Annotated in this window: 23 protein-coding genes and 1 pseudogene; 14 read left to right on the plus strand and 10 right to left on the minus strand. The window is 69.1% G+C overall.

The annotated features are described in order from the left end of the window. The first annotated feature begins 190 nt into the window (after positions 1-190). Complete coding sequence (locus tag AB0M65_RS06405) at positions 191-1,594, plus strand: Dyp-type peroxidase (RefSeq protein WP_364022348.1); 1,404 nt, start codon at positions 191-193, stop codon at positions 1,592-1,594. Between the two features lie 310 nt (positions 1,595-1,904). Then, positions 1,905-2,690 carry a DeoR/GlpR family DNA-binding transcription regulator gene (locus AB0M65_RS06410; RefSeq protein WP_364022351.1) on the plus strand — a complete coding sequence of 262 codons (786 nt, stop codon included), beginning with the start codon at positions 1,905-1,907 and terminating at the stop codon, positions 2,688-2,690. Here the strand turns inward: AB0M65_RS06410 and AB0M65_RS06415 are convergent. Continuing rightward, the gene (locus tag AB0M65_RS06415) at positions 2,680-3,573 is read right to left on the minus strand and encodes an ROK family protein (RefSeq protein ID WP_364022528.1); all 894 of its coding nucleotides are present in this window, start codon (positions 3,571-3,573) and stop codon (positions 2,680-2,682) included. The two genes, AB0M65_RS06410 and AB0M65_RS06415, sit on opposite strands and share 11 nt — an antisense overlap. 207 nt (positions 3,574-3,780) lie before the next feature. Here AB0M65_RS06415 and AB0M65_RS06420 point away from each other — a divergent pair, with 207 nt between their 5' ends. Both AB0M65_RS06420 and AB0M65_RS06425 read left to right on the plus strand, forming a co-directional pair. Beyond that, positions 3,781-3,990 (plus strand): CbtB-domain containing protein, encoded by a 210-nt coding sequence (locus AB0M65_RS06420; protein ID WP_364022354.1) that lies wholly within the window; start codon positions 3,781-3,783, stop codon positions 3,988-3,990. A gap of 14 nt (positions 3,991-4,004) precedes the next feature. Continuing rightward, positions 4,005-4,838 (plus strand): CbtA family protein, encoded by an 834-nt coding sequence (locus AB0M65_RS06425; protein ID WP_364022357.1) that lies wholly within the window; start codon positions 4,005-4,007, stop codon positions 4,836-4,838. Here the strand turns inward: AB0M65_RS06425 and AB0M65_RS06430 are convergent. Next, positions 4,819-5,628 carry an SDR family NAD(P)-dependent oxidoreductase gene (locus AB0M65_RS06430; protein WP_364022360.1) on the minus strand — a complete coding sequence of 270 codons (810 nt, stop codon included), beginning with the start codon at positions 5,626-5,628 and terminating at the stop codon, positions 4,819-4,821. The genes AB0M65_RS06425 and AB0M65_RS06430 overlap by 20 nt on opposite strands. 58 nt (positions 5,629-5,686) lie before the next feature. Between AB0M65_RS06430 and AB0M65_RS06435 the strand changes: the two are divergent. After that, positions 5,687-6,247: pseudogene (locus AB0M65_RS06435) on the plus strand (TetR/AcrR family transcriptional regulator); the annotation flags it as partial. A 33-nt stretch (positions 6,248-6,280) separates the two neighbouring features. Here the strand turns inward: AB0M65_RS06435 and AB0M65_RS06440 are convergent. Then, a complete protein-coding gene (locus AB0M65_RS06440) occupies positions 6,281-7,738 on the minus strand; it encodes a cobyric acid synthase (RefSeq protein ID WP_364022363.1) in 1,458 nt (485 codons plus the stop codon). After that, the gene (locus tag AB0M65_RS06445) at positions 7,735-8,667 is read right to left on the minus strand and encodes a cobalamin biosynthesis protein (RefSeq protein ID WP_364022366.1); all 933 of its coding nucleotides are present in this window, start codon (positions 8,665-8,667) and stop codon (positions 7,735-7,737) included. Before AB0M65_RS06445 ends, AB0M65_RS06440 begins: the two co-directional genes overlap by 4 nt. A 36-nt stretch (positions 8,668-8,703) precedes the next feature. On the opposite strand from AB0M65_RS06445, the gene AB0M65_RS06450 reads away from it, so the two are divergent. From AB0M65_RS06450 to AB0M65_RS06465, 4 genes are read left to right on the plus strand one after another with little or no spacing between them, the layout of a single operon-like run. Then, positions 8,704-9,309 carry a bifunctional adenosylcobinamide kinase/adenosylcobinamide-phosphate guanylyltransferase gene (locus AB0M65_RS06450; RefSeq protein ID WP_364022369.1) on the plus strand — a complete coding sequence of 202 codons (606 nt, stop codon included), beginning with the start codon at positions 8,704-8,706 and terminating at the stop codon, positions 9,307-9,309. Positions 9,310-9,318: 9 nt separating this feature from the next. Beyond that, positions 9,319-10,338: a nicotinate-nucleotide--dimethylbenzimidazole phosphoribosyltransferase gene (gene cobT, locus AB0M65_RS06455; RefSeq protein WP_364022372.1), complete on the plus strand. Its 1,020-nt coding sequence runs from the start codon at positions 9,319-9,321 to the stop codon at positions 10,336-10,338. Continuing rightward, positions 10,335-11,081, plus strand: a complete 747-nt coding sequence (locus tag AB0M65_RS06460; RefSeq protein WP_364022375.1) for an adenosylcobinamide-GDP ribazoletransferase — start codon at positions 10,335-10,337, stop codon at positions 11,079-11,081. Before cobT ends, AB0M65_RS06460 begins: the two co-directional genes overlap by 4 nt. Positions 11,082-11,134: 53 nt before the next feature. After that, positions 11,135-11,500: a hypothetical protein gene (locus tag AB0M65_RS06465; protein WP_364022378.1), complete on the plus strand. Its 366-nt coding sequence runs from the start codon at positions 11,135-11,137 to the stop codon at positions 11,498-11,500. Here AB0M65_RS06465 and AB0M65_RS06470 read toward each other — a convergent pair. Beyond that, positions 11,481-12,113: a hypothetical protein gene (locus tag AB0M65_RS06470; RefSeq protein ID WP_364022381.1), complete on the minus strand. Its 633-nt coding sequence runs from the start codon at positions 12,111-12,113 to the stop codon at positions 11,481-11,483. The two genes, AB0M65_RS06465 and AB0M65_RS06470, sit on opposite strands and share 20 nt — an antisense overlap. Further along, positions 12,110-12,385 carry a hypothetical protein gene (locus AB0M65_RS06475; protein ID WP_364022384.1) on the minus strand — a complete coding sequence of 92 codons (276 nt, stop codon included), beginning with the start codon at positions 12,383-12,385 and terminating at the stop codon, positions 12,110-12,112. The genes AB0M65_RS06470 and AB0M65_RS06475 overlap by 4 nt, the downstream gene beginning before the upstream one ends. A gap of 398 nt (positions 12,386-12,783) precedes the next feature. Here AB0M65_RS06475 and AB0M65_RS06480 point away from each other — a divergent pair, with 398 nt between their 5' ends. Next, positions 12,784-13,821 carry a DUF222 domain-containing protein gene (locus AB0M65_RS06480; RefSeq protein ID WP_364022531.1) on the plus strand — a complete coding sequence of 346 codons (1,038 nt, stop codon included), beginning with the start codon at positions 12,784-12,786 and terminating at the stop codon, positions 13,819-13,821. A 198-nt stretch (positions 13,822-14,019) separates the two neighbouring features. On the opposite strand, the gene cobC is transcribed toward AB0M65_RS06480, so the two are convergent. From cobC to AB0M65_RS06500, 4 genes are read right to left on the minus strand one after another with little or no spacing between them, the layout of a single operon-like run. Beyond that, a complete protein-coding gene (gene cobC, locus AB0M65_RS06485; RefSeq protein WP_364022386.1) occupies positions 14,020-15,027 on the minus strand; it encodes an Rv2231c family pyridoxal phosphate-dependent protein CobC in 1,008 nt (335 codons plus the stop codon). Beyond that, positions 15,020-16,342, minus strand: a complete 1,323-nt coding sequence (locus AB0M65_RS06490) for a cobyrinate a,c-diamide synthase (protein ID WP_364022389.1) — start codon at positions 16,340-16,342, stop codon at positions 15,020-15,022. The genes cobC and AB0M65_RS06490 overlap by 8 nt, the downstream gene beginning before the upstream one ends. 5 nt (positions 16,343-16,347) lie before the next feature. Continuing rightward, a complete protein-coding gene (gene cobO, locus AB0M65_RS06495) occupies positions 16,348-16,962 on the minus strand; it encodes a cob(I)yrinic acid a,c-diamide adenosyltransferase (protein WP_364022392.1) in 615 nt (204 codons plus the stop codon). After that, complete coding sequence (locus AB0M65_RS06500; RefSeq protein WP_364022395.1) at positions 16,962-18,929, minus strand: putative cobaltochelatase; 1,968 nt, start codon at positions 18,927-18,929, stop codon at positions 16,962-16,964. The genes cobO and AB0M65_RS06500 overlap by 1 nt, the downstream gene beginning before the upstream one ends. A 125-nt stretch (positions 18,930-19,054) precedes the next feature. Between AB0M65_RS06500 and cbiE the strand changes: the two genes are divergently transcribed. From cbiE to AB0M65_RS06520, 4 genes are read left to right on the plus strand one after another with little or no spacing between them, the layout of a single operon-like run. After that, positions 19,055-20,191: a precorrin-6y C5,15-methyltransferase (decarboxylating) subunit CbiE gene (gene cbiE / locus AB0M65_RS06505; protein WP_364022398.1), complete on the plus strand. Its 1,137-nt coding sequence runs from the start codon at positions 19,055-19,057 to the stop codon at positions 20,189-20,191. Continuing rightward, positions 20,188-20,949, plus strand: a complete 762-nt coding sequence (cobM, locus tag AB0M65_RS06510) for a precorrin-4 C(11)-methyltransferase (RefSeq protein WP_364022400.1) — start codon at positions 20,188-20,190, stop codon at positions 20,947-20,949. The genes cbiE and cobM overlap by 4 nt, the downstream gene beginning before the upstream one ends. After that, the gene (locus tag AB0M65_RS06515; RefSeq protein WP_364022403.1) at positions 20,946-21,956 is read left to right on the plus strand and encodes a Gfo/Idh/MocA family oxidoreductase; all 1,011 of its coding nucleotides are present in this window, start codon (positions 20,946-20,948) and stop codon (positions 21,954-21,956) included. Before cobM ends, AB0M65_RS06515 begins: the two co-directional genes overlap by 4 nt. Beyond that, a complete protein-coding gene (locus tag AB0M65_RS06520; RefSeq protein ID WP_364022406.1) occupies positions 21,953-22,705 on the plus strand; it encodes a cobalt-precorrin-6A reductase in 753 nt (250 codons plus the stop codon). Before AB0M65_RS06515 ends, AB0M65_RS06520 begins: the two co-directional genes overlap by 4 nt. Positions 22,706-22,731: the final 26 nt, after the last annotated feature.

The raw sequence follows: 22,731 nt of genomic DNA on the forward strand, positions 1-22,731 counted from the left end.
GACTACTTGCATGAGGTAACCGTGCCGTTAGTTCTTTCGGGTGATAAAGCGGCCGAAAGAGGGTACTTACGGGTGAAGACGGCGACCTTTCGGTATCGGTTGTATCAGGGAGTACGACTCGAACGGCGGTGGGGACCGGCAAGACCTGCCCGGGGCCGCCGCGCGAGTTCCCGGGTAGGGGGTTCCTTGAATGACGATCGACTTGACCGTGCCGTTGGAATGGAAGCTGGCGACCGGCGACGCCGCGGCGATGCTCGAAGAACTACAGCCGAATATTCTCAAGGCACATAGCCGCGACCATTTTTCCGCGCTGTTCCTACGCTTTTCGGAGCCCGCGAGCGCGAAAACGTTCCTTGCCTCGCTCGTCCCGCTGATGAAGTCCGCTAAAACGCATCTGACCGAGGTCGAGCGATTCAAGACCGAGGGTGTGAAGGGTTCGCCGTACGTCGGCGCCGGACTGACCGCCGCCGGCTACCGGTTCCTGGAAATCCAGGCACCGCAAGACGAATCCTTCCTTCTTGGCATGCGCTCGCAGGAGACCCGCGAGAAGCTGAGCGACCCACCTCGTTCCACCTTCGACAGCGGATACCACGACGAGATCCACGCCGTCGTCATTGTCGGCGACGCGGCCGACGCTCCGATGACCGCACGCCGCAACGAGGTTCTCGCACTGATTCCGCCGACCATTTCCGTGGTCGCCGAGGAAACCGGACTCGGCCGGGTGAACGCCCAAGGCGAAGGTATCGAACATTTCGGCTATGTCGACGGCCGGAGCCAGCCGCTCTTCCTCGTCGAAGACGTCCGTGCGGAAAAGGCCGAAACGGACGGGATCACCGTGTGGAATCCAGAGGCCCCGCTGAACCAGGTACTCGTCGCGGATTGTGCGGCCCCCGATCCCGGCGTGCATTTCGGCAGCTACTTCGTTTTCCGCAAGCTGGAACAGAATGTGCGGCGGTTCAAGCAGGCCGAAGCGGATCTGGCCGACACACTCGGTCTTTCCGGCGAGGATCGGGAACGCGCGGGTGCGATGATCGTCGGCCGGTTCGAGGACGGCACCCCGGTGACCGCGCAACGGGAAGACGGCGAGGAAAGCCCGGTACCCAACAATTTCGACTACGGAAGTGACGCCACCGGCTCGAAATGCCCGTTCCAGGCGCATATCCGGAAGACGAACCCACGCGGGAGCGGCGGCGCCGAGGATCCTCCGCAGGAACGCCTGCACCTGATGGTGCGACGCGGCGTGCCCTACGGCGAGCGGGCCGACGACCCGAACGCCGACCTGCCGCCGTCCGCCCGGCCGAGCGGCGGGGTCGGCCTGCTGTTCATGGCGTTCAATGCGGTGCTGGGCAACCAGTTCGAGTTCACCCAGACGGTATGGGCGAACAACGCGTCGTTCCCGGTCCCGCCCGACGGGTTCAAACCGCCGGGCCTCGACCCGGTCATCGGACAGGGCCCGCGGCCGGAGTCCGCCTACACCAGGGAATGGGCGGGCACCGAGACGACGACCGCGGACCCGATCCCGCAGGCGGTGACCCTCAAGGGCGGCGATTACTTCTTCATGCCATCGCTGGCCTTCCTGCGCCAACTGGGCTGATCGGGCCTCCGGGTTCCTCACACGCTGTGGCCGATTCCGGTGATCGGGTGACGGTTATCCGCTAAACGTCACCGGAACGGACGCAAAGCGGATATCGGTCCGGAGTCAGCGGCGATAGCGTGCGAGATGGGCCGGTCCTGGGCGTACCGGCCACGGAGCGGGTGCCGGTCACACTGGGGGTGGCCGGCGCCCGCTCTTCCCATTTCTCCTCGAAGTCCCAAACCTGCCGCTTCCCCTCCGCTCGCATCGCGACGCGTAGTACTTTGTCCGGTGCGGTAAGCGACGGTCGCGCTTCGGGGAGGGAGCTCGAATGAATCGGCATGAACGGCTGACGGCCTTATTGGATATGGTGGGAGAGCGGGAGAAAGTCGACGTCGAGGTCTCGGCGGGCGAACTCGGGGTCTCCCCCGCGACGATCCGGCGTGATCTCGATCATCTGGCGGGCCGCAATCTCGTGGTCCGTACCCGCGGCGGCGCCGTCGCGAGCAATGTCGCCTATGACCTTCCGTTGCGGCACAAAGCCGCGCGCAACGCGCCGGAGCAGCAGCGGATCTCCGCGGCCGCGGCGAAAATGGTCGACCCCGGCATGGTGGTCGGCCTCAACGGCGGCACCGCGAGTACCGAAGTGGGCCGCGCGCTCGCCACCCGGCCGGATATGGGCGAGCCGAGCGGCTCCCCGCTGCTCACGGTGGTGACGAACGCGCTCAACATCGCCCACGAACTCGCCGTGCGGCCGAATATCAAGATCGTGGTGACCGGCGGGGTCGCCCGGCAGCAATCGTTCGACCTGTCCGGGCCGCTTTCACATTTGTTCCTCGATCAGATCTCGCTGGATCTGGTGTTCCTCGGAGTGGACGCCTTCGACCCGGTGCACGGCGCGCAGGCACACCACGAAGGTGACGCGAGCACGAACCGGCTGATGGCTGCCCGAGCGAGACAGGTGGTCGTGCTCGCCGACAGCGGGAAACTCGGCGGGCACGCCTTCGCGAAGATCTGCGCGACCGCCGATGTCGACGTTCTCATCACCGACGGCCGCGCGGATCCCGAGCGAGTGCACGCCTTCGAAGACGAAGGCGTGCGGGTGGTCAAGGCTTGAGCCGGTCCAGCGCGAGCAGCGCCGCGCCGAGCCTGCCCGCCTCGTCGCCGAGCTGCGCGATCCGCAGTTCCGGCATCCGCTGGAACTGCAGGTTCGCCGCCAGCCAGACGCGGACCGGTTCGAGCACGTAGTCACCGGCGGTGAAAAGGCCACCGCCGAGTACGACGACCTCGGGTGCGAGCAACGTGACCAAGGTCTTGATGCCGTGACCCAGCCCTTCGAGTGCGTCGTTCACAACGGAGATCGCGGCCTCGTCGCCATGGCGGGCGGCGTCGACCACCTGCTCGGCGCCTTCGGCCGGACGTCCGGTGTGCTCGTTGTAGCGGCGGGCGATGGCCGACGCCGAGGAGATCGCCTCGAGACAGCCTGTCGCGCCGCATCCGCAGGGCAGCCGGTGGCCGACGTCGATATGCCCGATCTCACCGCCGAGCCCGCCGGCGGCGTACAGCTTCCCGCCGAGCTGGAGCGCGGCCGCGATCCCGGTGCCGACCGGGATGAAGGCCGCGTCGGTGCAGCCTTTGCCCGCGCCGACGCGGAACTCCGCGAGCCCGCCCGCGCGGACGTCGTGCCCGAACGCGAACGGAATTCCCAGCCTGCGGTCGAGCATCTCGCCGAACGGGACATCGCGGAAGTCGAGGTTGGCCGAGAACCGGGCCACCCTGCCGACCTCGTCGACGATGCCAGGGATGACCACGCCGACCGCGTCCGGTTTGCCGGTGCCCGCCTGTTTGCCCAGGGTGTTCACGATCCGCGCGACCTGGTCCGCCAGTGCCTCGCCGTCCGCTCCGCGTGCGGTCGGTTCGCGCAGGCTGGCCAGGTCCTTCAGGTCCGCGTCGTACAAAGCCGCCTTGATGGACGTTCCGCCGACATCGAGTGCCGCCACCGCTGGTGTCATAACCGCGATTCTCACATTGACCGGATGGTTTGCGGAGACCTACTCTCAACCAGCCAGACGACGGCACCCGGAACGCGGTGAGATTCCGCGCGGTCGCGCCACTGTGACCCTGAACCGGACGGTTCGGGGAAGCCAGACCCGGCGCCGTCGTGTCACCCCTGAAGAGGCCGCGCTAGCCCGAGGAGGTCCACCGCAATGTCGTCACAAGCGGTATCCGCAGTTCCCGTCCCGATCCGGATCCCGATCCGCGAGATCCTGCCGTGGGCGGTTCTCGTCATCCTCCTTTCGTTGATCACCCTGTACTTCATCAGCGCCGAACAGGGCGCGGTGTCGGTGTTCGCGAACTCGTACGTCCACGAGTTCGTCCACGACGGCCGGCACCTGCTGGCCTTCCCCTGCCACTAGGCGGCGCGCGCCCCATGATGAGGTCCTTACTGGTCCGCGGCATGCTCGCGGGCCTGATCGCCGGTGTCCTGGCGACCCTTTTCGCGTACTTCTTCGGTGAGCCTTCGGTCGAGACCGCCATCGGTCTCGAAGGCACCGCCGCCCATTCCCACAGTGCTTCCGACGGCCACAGTGCTCCCGACGCCCACAGTGCTCCCGACGCCCACGGTTCGGCGGCACACGATCCGGCGGCACACGGGGCCGCCACCCCCGCCGAACCTGAGGAAGAGGAGCTCGTCACCCGTGGCGTGCAGAGCACCGTCGGCCTGCTGACCGGCGTCGGGCTGTACGGCGTCGCCGTCGGCGGCCTGTTCTCGCTCGCGTTCGCCTTCGTCTACGGACGGCTCGGCACGCTGCGGCCCCGGCTGACCGCCGCCCTGCTCACCGCCGGCGCCTTCGTGGTCGTGTTCCTGGTGCCGTTCCTGAAGTACCCGGCGAACCCGCCCGCCGTCGGGCAGGCGGGCACCATCGGAAGCCGGACCTCGCTGTACTTCGGCTTCGTCGCGCTTTCCCTGCTGATCGGCATCCTCGCCGCGGCGTTCGGCCGGAAGCTGGCCGACAAGCTCGGCGCCTGGCGCGGCGGGCTGCTCGCCGCGGGCGGATACGTCGTGCTGATCGCGGTGGCGGCGGCGCTGCTGCCGTCGATCGACGAAGTGCCCAACGGGTTCCCTGGTTCCACCCTGTGGACCTTCCGGCTGGCTTCGATAGGCACCCAGTTGGTGCTGTGGACCGTACTCGGCTTGACCTTCGGCGCCCTGGTCGAGAAGGCCTTGGGCCGCCAGGAAGTCACTAGCCCGCAGCCCGGCTGACCGATTCCCAGGACCGCCATTCCGTGACGCGCTCCTGGTGCAGTTCCACGATGACGTCGAAGTCCCCGTCGCCGAGCAGCAGGCGGCGGGGCGGCGCGTCGCTCGCCACCAGCTGGAGGATCGCCTCGGCGACCTTCACCGGGTCTCCGGGGACGCCGTCGGCGTATTTCGCCATCAGCGCCACCCGCACCGGGTCGTAGGCGGTGCTCATCGGTGACATCTTCAGGCTGGCGCCCATGAAGCCGGTCGCGTAGATCCTCGGCTCGACCAGGGTCACGTGGATGCCGAAGCCCGCCACCTCCTGCGCGAGCGCGTCACTGAGGCCTTCGAGAGCGAATTTGCTCGCGTTGTAGAGCCCCATGGTCGGCACCGCCATCAAGCCGCTCACGCTCGACATCTGCAGGATCCTGCCCGCCCCTTGCTTCCGCAGCACCGGGAGCACGGCCTGGGTGACCCACAGCGTGCCGAAGAAATTCGTCTCCATGATGGCGCGTGCGTCGTCCTCGCCGACCTCTTCGACCGCGCCCATCAGACCGTGACCGGCGTTGTTGACGACGATGTCGAGCCGCCCGAACGCCTTCGCCGCCTTCTCGACCGTCGCGAAGACCGCGGCTCTGTCCGTGACGTCCAGCGGCAGGATGACCAGTCTGCCTTCGCTCGCGGCCACCAGATCGTCCAGGACCTCGGGGCGGCGCGCGGTGCCGACGACGTTGTCCCCGGCTTCGAGGGCGTGCTCGGTGATGAGGCGGCCGAAACCGCGGCTGACGCCGGTAATGAACCAGGTACGCATGATGACTCCCAGATTTGGCGAGACGGACCGTCTCGTCTCGTTGTGCTACCATACCCGCATGGCTGGAAACGTCAAGGCCCCGGATCCGACCCGGCGTAACGAACGCTCTCGACAGGCCATCCTGACCGCGACGACCGAACTGCTCGGGGAGGTGGGCTACCCGAAGCTGGCGGTGGAGGCGATCGCGTCGCGGGCGGGGGTCGGGAAACAGACGATCTACCGGTGGTGGCCGGACAAGGGCGCGCTGGTGCTGGACGCGTACCTGACGCTCGTCCAAGGCGCGGGCGAGCTGACCTTTCCGGACACCGGCGATCTCGAAGCCGATCTGCGCACGGTGCTCCGGTCCACTGTGGACCCGCTGAACGACGAGGGATACGAGGCGTTCTACCGCGCGTTGCTGACCGCGATCCAGGGCGACGCGAAGCTTTCGGCGGAACTGGACGAGCGGCTCATGCGGCCGTGGCTGGAGGCGACCCGCTCACGGTTCCGGGTGGCCGCCGCGGTGGGGTTGATCAACGGGGAGGACATCGAGGCGGGGGTGGATCTGTTCTACGGGGCGGTTTACTACCGATGGCTGCTGAGGACCGGGCCGCTCACCGAGGAGTTCGGCGAAACGGTGGTCCGGCTGGTGCTGCGCGCGCTGGAGCCAGGGTCAAGCGCCGGGCGGCACGAAGGGCAGGTCAGCAGGGACGCCCGTCTCGATCAAACGCAGGAGACTCCCGGTGTCGACATGGTCCTCGACGGCGTCGGCGAGCCGTTCCAGCATGCTCTCCCGGAGCAGGCCGAAACCAGGAGCACCGTCGACCGGTGACCAGTCGGCGACCTCGCCGAGCCAGGCACGGCGGAAGCCGTCGTTCTCGAAGGCGCCGTGCCACATCGTGCCCCATACCGGCCCCCGCCGGTAGCCGTCCAAAAAGGACTCGGCGGGTCCGGTGGCCGAGACGGCGCCATGGTGGATCTCGTACGCCTCCACCGGCTGACCACGCCATTCACCCGACGGCCGGGCCAGCACCTTGTCGGCACTGAACGAGACCTTGGTCGGCAACAGGCCGAGACCGGGCACGACTCCGGCACCCGACTCGACGTCGTCCTCGATCTCGGCGGCCAGCATCTGGTAGCCACCGCAGATCCCGAGCACCGGGTGGCCGGCTTCGGCCCGTGCTTGGACAGCGGCGGCCAGGCCCCGGGCACGCAGCCACTCCAGGTCGTCCACGGTCGCGCGGGAACCGGGCAGGATCACCACATCAGCGGAAAGGACCGTGTCCGGATCAGCCGTCAGCATGACCGAGACACCGGGCTCGGCGGCCAGCGCGTCGACGTCGGTCGCGTTGGAGGCACGAGGGAAACGCACGACAGCGACGCGCAGGGAACCGCCGGTGGCGCCCCAGCCCGCGGCGGCCAGCGCGTCCTCGGAGTCGATCCACACCTGGTCGAGCCACGGCAGGACACCGAAGACCTCACGGCCGGTCAGCTTCTCCAGCGTGTCCAGCCCGGGCCGGAGCAGGCCGACATCACCGCGGAACTTGTTGACCAGCCAGCCCGAAACCAGGGCCTGGTCTTCGGCCGACAGGAGCGCCAGCGTGCCGAACATCGCGGCCATCACGCCGCCGCGGTCGATGTCCCCGACGACCACCACCGGCAGGCCGAACCGCCGTGCCAGGCCCATGTTGACGTAGTCGCCCGCACGCAGGTTGATCTCGGCCGGGCTGCCCGCGCCCTCGCAGAGCACGACGTCGAACCGCTGTTTCAACGAAGAAAACGTGTCGAAGGCGATTTCGGCGAGTCCGGCGCGGCCGGTCGCGTACTCCCCCGCTTCCAGCGTGCCGAACGGTTTCCCGAGCGCGACGACGTGACTGCGCCGGTCGCTGCCGGGTTTGAGCAGCACCGGGTTCATCGCGGCTTCGGGCTCGACCCTGGCCGCCCGCGCCTGCAGCCATTGCGCGCGGCCGATCTCCGCGCCGTCCGCGCACACCATCGAGTTGTTTGACATGTTCTGCGACTTGAACGGCGCGACCCGCACCCCGCGGCGTGCGAGCCAGCGGCAGAGCGCGGCGGTCACCAGGCTCTTGCCAGCGTCCGACGTCGTCCCGGCGACAAGCAGTCCGCTCACCGCGTGACCGCCACCGCGACGGCGAGCGCGGCGAGACCGACAACCTTCGACAGCCGGACCGCGCGACGCACGTCCACCGGCTCCGGCTCACGGCCGTCGCCGAGGACGCCGCGGCGTTCGGTGCGGCCGTCGTAGCTGTTCGTCCCGCCGAGCCGGACGTCGAGCGCGCCGGCGAAGGCGGCCTCCACCTGGCCCGCGTTGGGGCTCGGATGGTGCTTGCCGTCGCGGCGCCAGATCCGGAACGCGGACTTGGCGAACCCGCCCGCCAACGGCGCCGACGCCACGGTCAGCGCCGCGCCGACCCGGGACGGCACCAGATTCGCCAGGTCGTCCGCCCTGGCCGAGGCCCAGCCGAAATTGGCGTACTTCGGCGACCGGTAGCCGACCATCGCGTCGAGCGTGTTGAGCGCGCGGTAGCCCAGCAGGCCAGGGATCCCGGCGACGGCTCCCCACAGCAGCGGCGCGACGACGGCGTCCGAGGTGTTCTCGGCGATCGACTCGGTGGTCGCACGCGCCAATTGTTCCGTGTCGAGCCCGGTGGCGTCGCGGGCGCAGAGATGCGAGAGCCGCTGTCGTGCCCCCGGCAGATCGCCGTCGTCGAGCAACCGAGCCATCCGCGTGCCCTCGGCCGCGAGCCCCCGGCCGCCCAGGACCACCCAGGTGGACGCCGCCGTGAGCGCGAATCGCGCGAACGGGTGTTTCCGGGTCAGGAATTGGGCGGCGACCCCCATTCCGGTGACGGTCCCCGCGCAGACGGCGGTGTACGCCGCGCCCCGTATCTTCGAATCAGCCCATATCCGCTGCTCAACGGCTTGCGCGGCCCGGCCGAAGCCCGCGACCGGATGCCCGCGGCGTGGATCTCCGAAGACGGCGTCGGCGACATAACCGGTAACGAGTCCGGCTGCGGTGGCGGCTTGTCGGAGTGGCACGTGGCGAACGGTAGCGCGTGCACGAGAATGCGGGGTATGACCAAGCTGACGCATCGCCTCGCGGGGTATCTGGAGACCCTCGCGCGGGCACTTCGCCGCTATTCGCGCGACGACGGCAAGGTGCTGATACTGGGCGGCGTCCGCTCTGGGAAATCACACCACGCCGAGCGGCTCGCGGCTCGCCACCCGCACCTGACCTACGTCGCGCCCGGGTTGCCGCCGAGCGCCGACGATCCCGAGTGGGCCGCCCGGGTGGCCGCGCACCGCGCGCGGCGGCCGGGCAACTGGAAGACAGTCGAGACCACCGACCTGGCCACGGTGCTGCGGACGGCGACCCATCCACTGCTCATCGACTGCCTCGGCACCTGGATCAGCCGCGTGCTCGACGAGGTCGGCGCGTGGGAGCAGCGCAAGGGCTGGGAACGACGGCTCGACGACCGGCTGGAGGACTTCCTGGCGGCGTGGGCGCAGGCGAACGTGCCGGTGATCGCGGTCAGCAACGAGGTCGGCAGCGGTGTGGTGCCCGCGACGGTGTCCGGGCGAGTGTTCCGTGATGTGCTGGGCGCGTTGAACAACCGGGTGTCCGCCGAAGCCGACCGGACCGTACTGGTCGTCGCCGGGCGGCTACTCGATCTGCCTTAAGGAGCAACCATGCGCTTCACCATCGCCACCCCGGACGCCGAAGCCGCGGCAGCCGCGCGGACCAGGCTGGACGGCCTGGTCAAACCGCTGGGGTCGCTCGGGCGGCTCGAAGACCTCGCCGCGTGGCTCAGCGCCGCACACGGCGCCGTCCCACCTCGGCCACTCGACGACGTCCGGGTGGTGGTGTTCGCCGGGGACCACGGTGTTTCCGGGATGTCCGCGTATCCGCGCGAGGTCACCGCGGCGATGGTCCGGGTGTTCCTGGCAGGAAAGAGCGGCGTCGGCGTCCTCGCCGGGCTGGCCGGGGCGAAGGTGCGGGCGCTGGACATCGCGGTGGACTGGGACGGCGCGGACGTGCCCGCCGAGGTCACCGCGCACAAGGTGCGCCGGGGTTCCGGCTCGATCGACGTCGAAGACGCGCTGGACGCGGGCGAAGCGGTGAAGGCGTTCGAGCACGGGCTCGCGATCGCGGACGAGGAGATCGACGGCGGCGCGGATCTGCTCATCCCCGGCGACATGGGGATCGGCAACACGACGATCTGCGCGGCCGTGGTCGCCTCGGTGCTCGGCATGGCGGCAGACGATGTCGTCGGCACGGGCACGGGGATCGACGAAGACGGGCGGGCGCGCAAGGTCGCCGTCGTCGAAGCCGCGCTTCAGCGGGCCGGCGCGGTGGAGGATCCCTTCGCGTTGCTGACCGCGCTCGGCAGCGCCTGTCTCGCCGCCACGGCGGGTTTTCTGGTGCAGGCGGCCGTTCGTGGTGTACCGGTACTGCTCGACGGCGTTTTCTCCGGTGCCGCGGCGCTCGTCGCGCGTGCGATCGCGCCGGGTGCCGAGCAGTGGTGGCTGGCCGGACACCGGTCGACAGAGCCTTCGCAGGCGTACGCGTTGAAGGCGCTTGGCCTGGAGCCGATCCTCGACCTCGGGCTGCGGCTCGGCGAGGGAAGCGGCGCCGTGCAAGCGGTACCGACGCTGCGGGCGGCGCGGGCGATCCTCGCGGAGATGGGTCTGCTGGCGGATCTCACTTGATCTTGGACGCACTGAAAATGGCCGTCGGCACGCTGACGACGGTCCGGGTGCCTGCGCCGGGAGTGATCGACCGGCGGGTGGCGGGCGGCGCGATGGTGCTCGCTCCGCTGGCCGTCCTCCCTCTCGCTGTCGTCGCTCCCGTACTCGTCTATTCAGGGGAACTGGTCGGGCTGCCCGCGTTCGCGTCGGCGGCGCTGGCGTTGGGTGCCGTCGCGCTCGGGAGTCGCGGGCTCCATCTCGACGGCCTCGCCGACACCGCCGACGGGCTCGGCGCGTCCTACGACCGTGAGCGCGCGCTCGAAGTCATGCGACGGGGTGATTCCGGGCCGACCGGGATCGCGACCCTGGTGCTGGTGCTGCTCGTCCAAACCGGGGCTTTGTCCGGGGCGATCTCGGCCGGGCACGGGATAGCGGCCGCCGCGATCGCGATCGCCGCCGGACGTGGCGTGCTTTCCCTGTGCTGCGCGCGCGGCGTCCCGTCGGCCAGGCCCGAAGGGCTGGGCGCGACCGTCGCCGGTTCGGTGCCGGTGTGGGCGTCCGTGGCGGTGTTCGCCGTACTCGCGGGTTCGGCGGCACTGGCGCTCCCGTGGTGGCAGGGGCTGATCGCGGTGGCGCTGGCCTATCTGGCGGCGTCCGCGCTGCTGGTGCGCTGTGTCCAGCGGCTGGGCGGGGTTACCGGGGACGTACTCGGGGGCTGCGTCGAAGTCGCCGTCGCGGGGGCTTTGCTGGCTTTGTCGTTCTGAGGAGGCAACTTCCCGGGCCGTTCACGCGTGGACGCGGTGAACGGGAGGGTCCGATGCGCACGGTCAGGTGGCTCTTGGCGGCGTTCGCCGTACTGGTGCTGGTGGGCGCCTTGATGGCGCTGCCTCGCACCGAAAAGGTGCCGGAAAGCCTCCCGGTCGCGGTGTTCCCCGCCGAGGAGAGATCGCTCCCGTTCGACCTGTACACCCATTGCGGCGTCGACGAAGCACGCGTCGACAACGTCTACTTCGAGGCCGAGCGGCCACTGTCCGGCCCGCCGAACGATTGGGGTAACCCCTATCAGCACGGCACGATGACCTTGCCGCGGCCGGGCCGGGCGGTGTTCCAGGACTCCCTCGGGCACGAAGTGACGTTCCGCGCGCGGCCGGGAGCGACCGGGTTCAAGCAGACTTGCGACTGACCTCGTCCGCGGTCAGCTTCTCGTCGATTTCGGGGAGCCAGAAGCACAGTTCGAAAGTCTTCATCCCGGCCCAGAGGGCGAGTTTGCGTCCCTGTGAGACCAAGGTGAGCGACGCGAGCAGGAGCAGCGCCGCCATCCCGGCGGCGATGAACGGATGCCTGCCCGCGAAGATTTCGACGATGGCGGCGATCGCCCCGAACAGCAGTGGTGGCGCGCAGTTGCGGACCATCAGCCCGGACGCGCGCAGCCGCGAAACGTCGACCGCGATGTCCTTGTCGTGCAACTGGATCGCCCCCAGCAGGAGATGCGGGCTCTCCTTGAGGTACAAGCGATCCTTGGCCGACGGCATCCGGCGGACGAACTCCTCGGCCGCGTTCCGCCTTCGCCTGCGCGGCACCACCCGCTCCAAGGCCTCGCCGAGCGGATAGGCCAGATAGCCCAGCAGGAAACTCAGCACCACGATCACGACGACCAGCACCACGGTGGGCACGCCACCGACGCTCGCCGCGGTCAGGACATGCAGTTTCGCCCCCAGGTAGCCGAAGAACGCCATGTAGAGCGCGCCGGGGATGGTGTAGGCGAAAAGGTCGAAGACGCCGATCGCGAAGTTCACCGGCTCATCCAACCACCATCGCCCCCGCCGCGGTCAGGAGCGGACGTCGTACTCCCTGTGATAGTCGGCATGGATGTCGTCGGCCGTGCTGTCGTCCAGTTCGCCAAGGTCACCGGCACCAGGCCGGTGACGGTACGGCGGACGGTTTCGCTGCGGGACATGTCATGCGGTCCGGAGATCGTGGTGCCGTTGACCCGCAGGACGACGTCGTCGCGCGTGTCAGTGTCCTGCCGGTTCAGACAGTTAAGGCTCTTGATAGGCAGTTCGGCCATTTTTCCTTCTTCGGATTCGGCGAGAATGGGTGTTCTCTCTGGAGAAAGGGGCTGAGCCCCGTGGCTGGATACACGATCCGGGGCGCTGCGAGTTCGCCTAGATCCGGGGGGGATCCGGTGCGGCAGAGAGGTTCGACCCTACCTCAGCAGCAAGGGCGCACCTCTGGTCATGCCGAAATCCACCGTTCACTCTCCGCGTAAAGCCGATCACAGATTCAGTCGACGTCGAACGTACGTTCGAGTATGATCAAGGCATGACCCAAACACTCATCCATAATCCGAAGGCCACTCGCTTTCTGGACGCCGCGTTCGCCGAAGAGGTTGTGCTTCGGCAGGCGCAGGGTCGTCAGGTGCGTGCGCTAGCCGAGTTCGCCGCGCTCGGTGGATCACGAAGATCGGTGACCGAGGAGGTCGCTTTGCGCTTCTCGGTCTCCCGCAATCAAGCGTTCCGGCTACTCGAAATCTCGCGCGAACTGGTCTCCCGACTGCCGAACACGTTGGCAGCCCTGGACTGCGGCGACATCGACCTGTTCAAGGCCTCCAAGGTCACGCTCCTCACACGGGAGGTCTCCGACGAGGTCGCCGCCCTGGTGGACGCGTTCATGACCACACGTCTTGCCGGACGTAATCCCGGAGCGATCCGCGGCTCGGCCAACTACGCGATCCAGAAATACGATCCCGCCGGCTATCGGGAACGGGCCGCGAAGAAACGCGCGCTGCGGCATATCTCGCTGAAACACGACGACGAGACCATGTCCACGCTGTCCGGATACCTCCCCTCGGAAGTCGCCAGCTCCATCTACGCCTCCATGGACCGCGCCGCGCAAACCCGGCGGGACAAGGACAAATCCCGCACCCTCGACCAGCACCGCGCCGACATCTTCGCCGAACGCCTCCTCGCCGAAGACGGCCACGGCAAACCGCGAGCGCACATCCACGTCTATGTCGACTTCCTGACACTCGTCGGTGCCCGCAACGACCCCGCGACCCTCGCGGGCTACGGCCCGATCCCTGACTGGCTGGTCCGCGAGATCGCCTCACAACCCGAATCGACCTGGTCCAGGTTGATCACCGACCCCGCCACCGGCCAGCTCCTGGAAGCCGGACCCGACAAGTACCGATCGCCGGCCTCACTCGCCCGACTCATCAAAGCCCGAGACCGCGAATGCACCCAGCCAGGGTGCCACCGCCCTGCCGAATTCTCCGAGATCGACCACATCATCACCTGGGCACAGAACGGCAAAACCAACCACCACAACTGCCACGGCCACTGCGAAATCCACAACCAGCTCCGCAACGAACCCGGCTGGACAGCCCAACCCACCGGCAACGGCGGCATGATCATCACCACCCCGTCCGGCCACACCTACACCACAGAACCCGAACCACTCCACGACCCACGACCCGAACCCGAGACTGACGAGCCGTCGTCCTGAGAACCCCTGCGACCAAACGAGTCCTCAGGATGATCTTCCAGGCGCGAGGCCCCATCGGAGCCGCTCCACGTGACCAGTCGCCACTGGGATCGCACTCGATCGCGTTCTTCCACGACGACCGGCTCATTCGGCTTCTTTTCCGACCACGCCGCCGACGGTGACGACACCTTCGGCTCTTGTCCCCCAAAGCATCTCAACTCACAGCACAGCAGCGAGGGCCGCCAAGAACCCGTCCACCGTCTCCCGGTCCCGAACGGCGATCCGAAGGTACCGCGAGTCCAACCCCGGGAAGGTATCCCCTCGCCGTACCGCGAACCCGTTTTTTCGCAAGCGGATTCGGACCTTGTCCGCGCTGGGTAGCCGGACGAGCACGAACGGCCCCCTCGGCTCTCCCAGCACCTCGACCCCCACCGCGGTCAGCCCCGACACCAGGTACTCCCGGTCCGACTCCGCCGCCACGGCCAGCTTTTCGGCTTCCTCCAGCGCCGCCGGACGGGAGCAGGCCACCACGGCGACGGCGGCGAGCGAGGACACCGACCAGGGTGGCTGCACTGCACGCAGACTGTCCACAACGGACTCATCGGCCAGGATGTACCCGGCGCGCAGCCCGGCGATCCCCCAAGTCTTCGTCAGGCTGCGAAGGACGGCGAAGCCCGGTTGCCCCGCGACGCTTTCGGTCTCGCCGGGGACGGCGTCCAGGAAGGCCTCGTCGACGACGACCAACCGGCCCGGACGGCCGAGGGCGAGCAAGTCCGCGGCGGGGTGCAACACCGACGTCGGGTTCGTGGGGTTGCCGATGAAGACCAGGTCCGCGTCTTCGGGAACCTGCCCCAGTCGGAAGCCGTCCTCGGGCGACAGCACCGCCCTGCGCACAGGGTGACCGGCCGCGCGGAGAGCGGCTTCGGGCTCGGTGAACTGGGGATGCACGACCGCCGCTTGGGCGGGACGCAACGCGTTGGCCAGCAACGTGAAAGCCTCGGCCGCCCCGGAAGTCACCAGGACTCGCGACACCGGAAGCCCGTGCCGCTGGGCGACCGCGGCGGTGGCGGCCGTGACATCGGGATAGGCAGCCAGGTCGTCCAGGGCCGCCGCGAGTTCGGCGCGCAGCCAGGCGGGCGGGGCCGGGAGCCGGACGTTGACGGCGAGATCGACCAGACCTTCGCCGACCTCGCGATCGCCGTGGTGCCCGAGATCGTAGTCAGCCATGAGCGTGTACCGCGGCAGCGAACCGCTCGGCGAGTTCGGGATACCCCGCCCAATGAACGTGCAGGTAGGAGGCATGCAGTGACGCCGACGCGAACCCGTCGGGGGTGCGATCCCAGCCCCAGGCCGGGGTCGGGCCGCTGCCGGGTTCGATGACCGTGCGGTGGAACTCGTGCCCGGTGACCCGCTGCCCGGCGACGGTCAGCACGGTGTCCGCGGGCGAGAACGCCTTGCGATAGCCCAGTTTCCCGCGTTTGGTCATCGAAGCCGACGCGTCGAGGACGCCGGTCATCGGCAGCCCGTCGATGTCCTGGCACAGGTAGAGCAAGCCGGCGCATTCCGCCACGACGGGCATTCCGTCGCCGATGGCTCGCGCGACCGCTGTCCGCAGCGGGACGTTCGCCGACAGTTCCTCGGCGTGTACCTCGGGGAAGCCGCCGCCGAAGTACAACCCGGCGCACCCGTCGGGGAGTTCTTTGTCCTGCAAGGGATCCACGTCGACGACGTCGACACCGGCGGCGGTAAGCAGTTCCACGGCCTCGGTGTAGCGGAAGGTGAACGCCGGACCGGCCGCGGCGGCGACCACGGTGCGCGGACCGTCGTGGGAGAGCGAAGGCCGCCAAGGCTCACCCGAAAGACGAGACGCCGAACGCGCGATCCGGACGATCTCGCCGAGGTCGACGCCTTCGCTGATCCACCCGGCGAGTTCCGGCAGCAGCCGCTCCGATTCGGTCGCCCGCTCCGCCGCCGGGACGAGACCGAGATGACGGCTCGGCGCGTGGATCTCTTCGTTGCGGTACAACGTTCCCAGCAGCGGGACGCCGGTCGCTTCCAGCGCGGTGACGATCTCGTCCGCGTGCCGCTGCGAGCCCAGCTTGTTGAGGATCACGCCCGCCAGCCGGACGCGGGTGTCGTACTGCGCGAACCCGAGCACGGTCGCCGCGACGCTGCGAGATGCCGCCGAGGCGTCCACGACGAGCACGACCGGCGCGTCCAGCAGCCGTGCGACATGCGCTGTCGACGCGTAGCCCTCGGTGCCGAGCGCGCCGTCGAAAAGGCCCATCACGCCTTCGATGATCGCGACGTCCGCCCCGGCGGATCCGTGCAGCAGCAACGGGATCAGCTGCTCTTCGCCCTGCAGGAACGGATCGAGGTTGCGGGCGGGCCGCCCGGTCGCGAGGGCATGATAGCTCGGGTCGATGAAATCGGGACCGACCTTGTGCCCGGACACTGCGAGTCCCCGCGCGCGCAACGCCGCCATCAGCCCCGCGGCGATCGTGGTCTTGCCGTGTCCGGATCCGGGTGCGGCAATGACCACGCGAGCTACCACTCGATCCCCCGCTGGCCCTTTTGCCCGGCGTCCATCGGATGCTTCACCTTGGTCATCTCGGCGACCAGGTCCGCGGCCTCGATCAGTTCCGGCGGCGCGTACCGCCCGGTGATCACCACGTGCTGGTGCCCTGGCCTCGACGTCAGCGTCGAGACGACGTCGTCCACTTCGAGCCAGCCCCATTTGAGCAGGTAGCTGAACTCGTCCAGGACGTAGAAGTCGTGGGTCTCCGCGGCCAGGCGGCGTTTGATCTCGGCCCAGCCCTCGCGCGCGTTGGCGGCGTGGTCCTCGTCGGATCCGGACTTGCGCGCCCAGCTCCAGCCCTCGCCCATTTTGTGCCATTCGACCGGCCCACCCTGGCCGGTGTCGTCGTGCAGCTTGCCGAGCGCGCGGAACGCGGCTTCCTCGCCGACACGCCACTTCGCCGACTTCACGAACTGGAACACTCCGATCGACCAGCCCTGGTTCCACGCGCGCAACGCCATCCCGAACGCGGCCGTGGACTTGCCCTTCATGTCGCCGGTGTGCACGGCGAGCAGGGGACGGTTGCGTCGCTGACGCGTGCTGAGTCCGTCGTTCGGCACGGTCTCCGGTTTGCCATGAGGCATTACGCGGCCCTCCCCGAGAGGCGAGTGCGGACGGCGCCAGCGAGCGTGTCGGCGGCGACTTCGGCGACCGGAACGTGTTCCGCGTCCAGGTGTCCGGCCAGTTCGGCGGCGAGCCCGAGCCGCATTTTCCCGCTCTCGCAGTCCATCACGACCGCAGTCACGTTCCCGGCCAGCAACCCGGCCGCCTGCTGTGCCCGCTTCACGGCGTCGGCTCCGCTGGTCGCGCGGCCGTCGGTGACGACGACCAGCAGCGGACGGCGCCGCGGATCCCGGACCGCCTCGATCCGCAGAACCCGCGCGGCCTCAAGGAGTCCTTCCGCCAGCGGGGTCCGGCCGCCGGTGGCGAGACCGTCCAAACGGGACGCGGCGGCGTCGACACTGATCGTCGGCGGCAAGGCCAATTCGGCTCCCGAAGCGCGGAAGGTCACCAGGCCCACCTTGTCCCGCCGCTGGTAGGCGTCGAGCAGCAGCGACAGCACGGCGGTCTTGACCTCACGCATCCGCTGCCGCGCACCCATCGAGCCGGACGCGTCGACACAGAACAACACCAGGTTGCCTTCGCGCCCTTCTCGCCGTGCGAACCGCAGGTCCTGCGCCCGCACCACGAGCCCGGCGCCACCGCGGCCGCGGGAACGCTGATGCGGCGCGGCCGCGCGTACGGTCGCCAGCAGATGCGGATGACCCTCCTTGACCCCGGCCGGCTGGACACCGATCGTCCGCCCGTTGTCGGTGATCGCGCGGGACCGCCGTCCGGCGGCGCCTTCCCCGGTGCCCTTGACCTCGAAACGCCTGGCTCGGAAGGTGTCCCCGGCACGGACCGGTTTCTGGTCCCCGCCGCTTTGCCCGCCGCTCGATGGCTCCTTCTGTGGCGACTCGGCGCCGTCGGCGTCACCTTCTGAAGGAGGCGGCGGGGTGCCCGAACCGGGGCCGTCGTCGTCCGGACCTTCGGGGCCTTCCGGCTCGGCGTCCTGCAATGCCTGCTCCAGCTGCTCCTCGGAGATCCCGGGCGCGTCGAAGGGATTCCGGCGACGGCGATGCGGCAGCGCAAGCCGGGCCGCGACCCGGATGTCCTCGGTGATCACCTCGGTGCGCCCGGCCCAGGCGGCGTGCGCGACGGCGGTCCGCGCGGTCACGATGTCGGCCCGCATGCCGTCGACCTCGAAGGACGCGCAGATCTCGGCAATTTGCCGCAGCGCGTCGTCCGGCAGCTTCACCGACGGCAGAAGGCGTTGCGCCGCCTCGATGTCGGCCGCCAGCCCGGCGTCGGCCGCGGCGTACTGGCCGGCGAAGCCGTCGGGATCCGCCTCGTAGGCGAGCCGCCGCCGGACGACCTCGACGCGTAGTTCGGGATCACGGCTGGAGGCGACCTCGACGGTGAGCCCGAAGCGGTCCAGCAACTGCGGCCGCAGTTCGCCTTCCTCGGGGTTCATCGTGCCGATCAGGACGAACCGGGCGGCGTGCGACACCGAGACACCTTCGCGTTCGACCGTCGCGCGCCCCATGGCGGCGGCGTCGAGCAGCGTGTCGACCAGGTGGTCGTGCAGGAGGTTGACCTCGTCGACGTACAGCAGCCCGCGATGCGCGGCGGCCAGCAGGCCGGGCTGGAAGTCGGTGACGCCGTCGGCCAGCGCGCGTTCCAGGTTCAGTGAGCCGATCACGCGGTCTTCGGCCGCGCCGACCGGCAGTTCCACCAGCCGCGCGGGACGGCGATGTGCGGGTGAGCCCTCGGCGTGCGGACCGTCCGGACAGGCGGGGTCGGGTTCGACGGGGTCGCACGAGAACCGGCACGCGTCCACGACGTCGACGCCGGGCAGCAGACCGGCGAGCGCCCGCACCATCGTCGACTTCGCCGTGCCCTTCTCGCCGCGCACCAGCACGCCGCCGATGGCAGGTGAAAGGGAGGAAAGCACCAGCGCCAGGCGCAAATCGGGCATCCCCACAACGGCGGAGAACGGGTACGGCTTCACAGCACTCCCTCGCGTCGACGACCTCTGGCCGATCATCGCATAGGAAAAGCGTCATCTAACCCCGGTCCCCGCCCCACCGCCGCCCTCAACGGAACTGCTTCGCATCGCCGGACTAGTTTCCAAGCGTGCGCGAAAAATCACCACTGACCGTCGTCGGGATCGGAGCCGACGGCTGGTCCGGCTTGTCCGGCCAGGCACGGGAAGCGGTGTTGCGTGCCAACGTCGTCGTGGGCTCGCCGAGGCAACTCGCGTTCCTGCCCTCGGAGGCGAATTCCGAGCCATGGCCCAGCCCCTTGCTCCCCGCCCTGGACGACTTCCTCGCGGAAAGAGGCCGGGTCTGCGTGCTGGCCAGCGGCGATCCCCTCCTTTCGGGCATCGGCACGACGCTCATTCAGCGCGGCTACGACGTCGAAATCCTGCCGACGCTCTCCTCCGTGACGCTCGCCCGCGCGAGGCTCGGCTGGTCGGCGGAGGAGACCGAGGTGGTCACCGTCGTCGGCCGCGCGATCGGCCGGGTGAGCCGGGTGCTGGCGCCGGGCCGCCGGATCCTCGTCCTCGGGGCGGACGCCGAAGGCCTGCGTGACCTGCTCAAAGCCCGCGGTTACGGCCAGAGCCGCGTCACCGCCCTGTCCGACCTCGGCGGCCCGGACGAGCGGATCGGTCCCGGCGCGCTGACCGTCTTCGCCGTCGAGGCCGACGGACCCGCGCTCCCGCTGACCGGCCTGCCGGACGACGCCTTCAAGCACGACGGCCAGCTCACCAAACGCGACCTCCGCGCGTCCGCGCTGGCCAGGCTCGCGCCGTCACCCGGCGAACTGCTGTGGGACGTCGGCGCGGGCGCGGGCAGCGTCGGGATCGAGTGGTCCCGGACGCATCCGCTGAACCGGGCGATCGCGATCGAACGGTCACCGGAGCGGGCCGCCCGGATCACCCGGAACGCGGACGCGCTCGGTGTCCCGGAACTCGAAGTGGTGATCGGTGCCGCGCCGGAAGCACTCGAAGAACTGAGCCGGCCGCACGCGATCTTCCTCGGTGGCGGGGTGACCGTTCCGGGTGTGCTGGACGCCTGCCTGGCGACCGGTGCGCGGCTCGTCGCACACGGCGTCACGCTCGAATCCGAGCAGGCCTTGGCTCGCGCTTACACCGAACACGGTGGCGAGCTGATCCGCGTCGGCGTCGAGCAGGCCGCGCCATTGGGCGGGTTCACCGGCTGGACCCCCGCGCGGGTCGTCACGCAATGGAGCTATCGGAGCAAGGCATGACAGTCCACTTCATCGGCGCGGGCCCCGGCGCGGCCGACCTCATCACCGTGCGGGGCCGCGACCTGCTCGGCCGCTGCGAGACCTGCCTGTACCCCGGCAGCATGACGCCGACGGCACTCTTGGAGTACTGCCCGGACGACGCGGCACTCGTCGATACCGCGAATCTCGACCTCCCCGCGATCGTCGAGCGGATGGTCGAGGCCCACGCGGACGGCCACGAAATCGCGCGACTGTGTTCCGGGGATCCGTCGCTCTACAGCGCGGTCGCCGAGCAGATGCGCCGCCTCGACGCCGCCGGAGTCCCCTACGACGTCACTCCCGGCGTCCCCGCGTTCGCCGCCGCGGCCGCGTTGCTCAACCGCGAACTGACCGTGCCGGAGGTGGGCCAGAGCCTGGTCATCACACGGGCGCAGGCGCGGTCCACCGCCATGCCACCGGGTGAAACGCTGGCGAACTTCGCACGCACCGGCACCACCCTCGCACTGCACCTGGCGATCAACCGCATCGAGCAAGTAGTCGACCAATTGCGTCCCTTTTATCGAGACGACTGCCCGGCGGCGGTGGTGGCGCTGGCGAGTCAGCCGGGTGAGCAAGTGCTGCGCGGGACGCTCGGCACGATCGCCGCCCAATCCCGTGAAGCCGGGATCAGCCGGGCGGCGATGATCTTCGTCGGAGAAGTCCTTGCGGCTGAAGGGTTTCCTGACAGTTTCCTGTACTCGGCCACACGTGATCGCGCCACTCAACCGGAGTCCTTGTGAAACTGGGTCAGCTTAAAAGCCTGCGCTGGGGCCTCCTGGCCGCCGGGAGCATCGCCGCCGAGTTCGCGGCGGGCGTCGAAGAGAGCAAGCACGGCGTCCTCGAAGCCGTCGCCGCACGCTCGGGCGACCGGGCGGCCGAGTTCGCGAGCCGCTTCGAGATCCCGAAGTGCTACGGCTCCTACGAGGACCTTCTCGCCGATCCGGACGTCGACGCGATTTACATCTCGACGCCGCATCCACTGCACGGCGAATGGGCGATCCGCGCGGCCGAAGCCGGGAAACACATCCTGTGCGAGAAGCCGCTGACCGTCTCCGTCAGCGAAGCCGAGAAAGTCATCGAAGCGGCCCGCGTCAACGACGTCTTCCTCATGGAGGCGTTCATGTACCGGCTGCATCCGCAGATCCGGCGGCTGGCCGAGCTGATCTCCTGCGGTGCCATCGGCGAGGTCCGCGCTGTCGACGTCGCCTTCAGCTACAACTTCGTCGTCCCCCGCCTGACCGATCCGGCGCTGGGCGGCGGCGGGATCTTCGACGTCGGCTGTTACTGCACTTCGCTCGCGCGGCTGGTCTCGCAGGCCGCGACCGGACAGGAGGTCGTCGAGCCCGAAGAGGTCCTCGGGATGGCGAAGCTCGACGAGAACGGCGTCGACGAGGTCGCGTTCGGCCTGCTGCGGCTGCCCGGCGACATCGTCGCGCAGGTGGCGTGCGGTTTCCGGCTGACGCAGGACGACCACATCCGCGTCTACGGCTCGCAAGGACAGCTGTACATACCGAAGCCGGCGTGGATCCCCGAACTACGCAAGCCGAAGACGTCGCAGATCATCCTGACGCCGGAAGGCGGCGAGCCCGAGGTCATCGAGGTCGAAGCGACGCAGGGCCTCTTCGCTCGCGAAGCCGACCATGTCGCGACGCATCTCGAAGACCGTCAGGCGCCGGAACTCACGTGGGCGGAGACGCTCGCCAACCTGCGCACTCTCGAACGCTGGCGTGACGCCGTAGCCCGATGAGAGTGCTGATCCTCGGTGGCACCGGCGAAGCACGGGAACTGGCGAAGGAACTGGTCGCTCGCGGCGAGCACGTCGTTTCGTCGCTTGCGGGCCGCGTCGCAAGGCCGAAGCTGCCGGACGGCGAAGTCCGCGTCGGCGGCTTCGGCGGCCCGGAAGGTCTCGCGCGCTGGCTGACCGAGAACGACGTCGAGGCGGTCATCGACGCTACGCACCCCTTCGCCGAACGTATTGGCGCGAACGCGGCCACGGCGGCGCGGGAAACGAACACGCCCCTGCTCAGGCTCGCCAGACCGGGCTGGACCGAAGAGCCCGGCGATGACTGGCACTGGGCGGACGACCTCGAACACGCCGCGAGTCTGCTCCCGAAACTCGGCGCACGCGTATTCCTCACCAGCGGGCGGCAAGGACTCGCCGCCTTCGCCGGGCTGGATCTCTGGTTCCTCATCCGCTGCGTCGATCCGCCCGAGGCACCGCTCCCCCGGCGGCACGAAGTCCTGCTGGACCGAGGGCCCTACACGGTGGAAAGGGAACGCGCGCTGATGCGGCGGCACGGCATCGAGGTCCTCGTCACCAAGGACAGCGGCGGCGCGATGACCGCGGCGAAACTCACCGCGGCCCGCGAACTCGGCCTCCCGGTGGTCGTCGTCCGGCGGCTCGAGGGTCGCCGACGCCCCGAAACGGGCAGCGTAACGACTGTTCAGGACGCCTTAACCTGGCTCAGCGGCACGAGGAAGGGCAGCCCTGCGTAAGCCGTTCGGACCAGACCCGTTAGCGT

The sequence above is a fragment of the Amycolatopsis sp. NPDC051071 genome, from assembly GCF_040682875.1.
In the GTDB taxonomy this organism is placed as follows: domain Bacteria; phylum Actinomycetota; class Actinomycetes; order Mycobacteriales; family Pseudonocardiaceae; genus Amycolatopsis.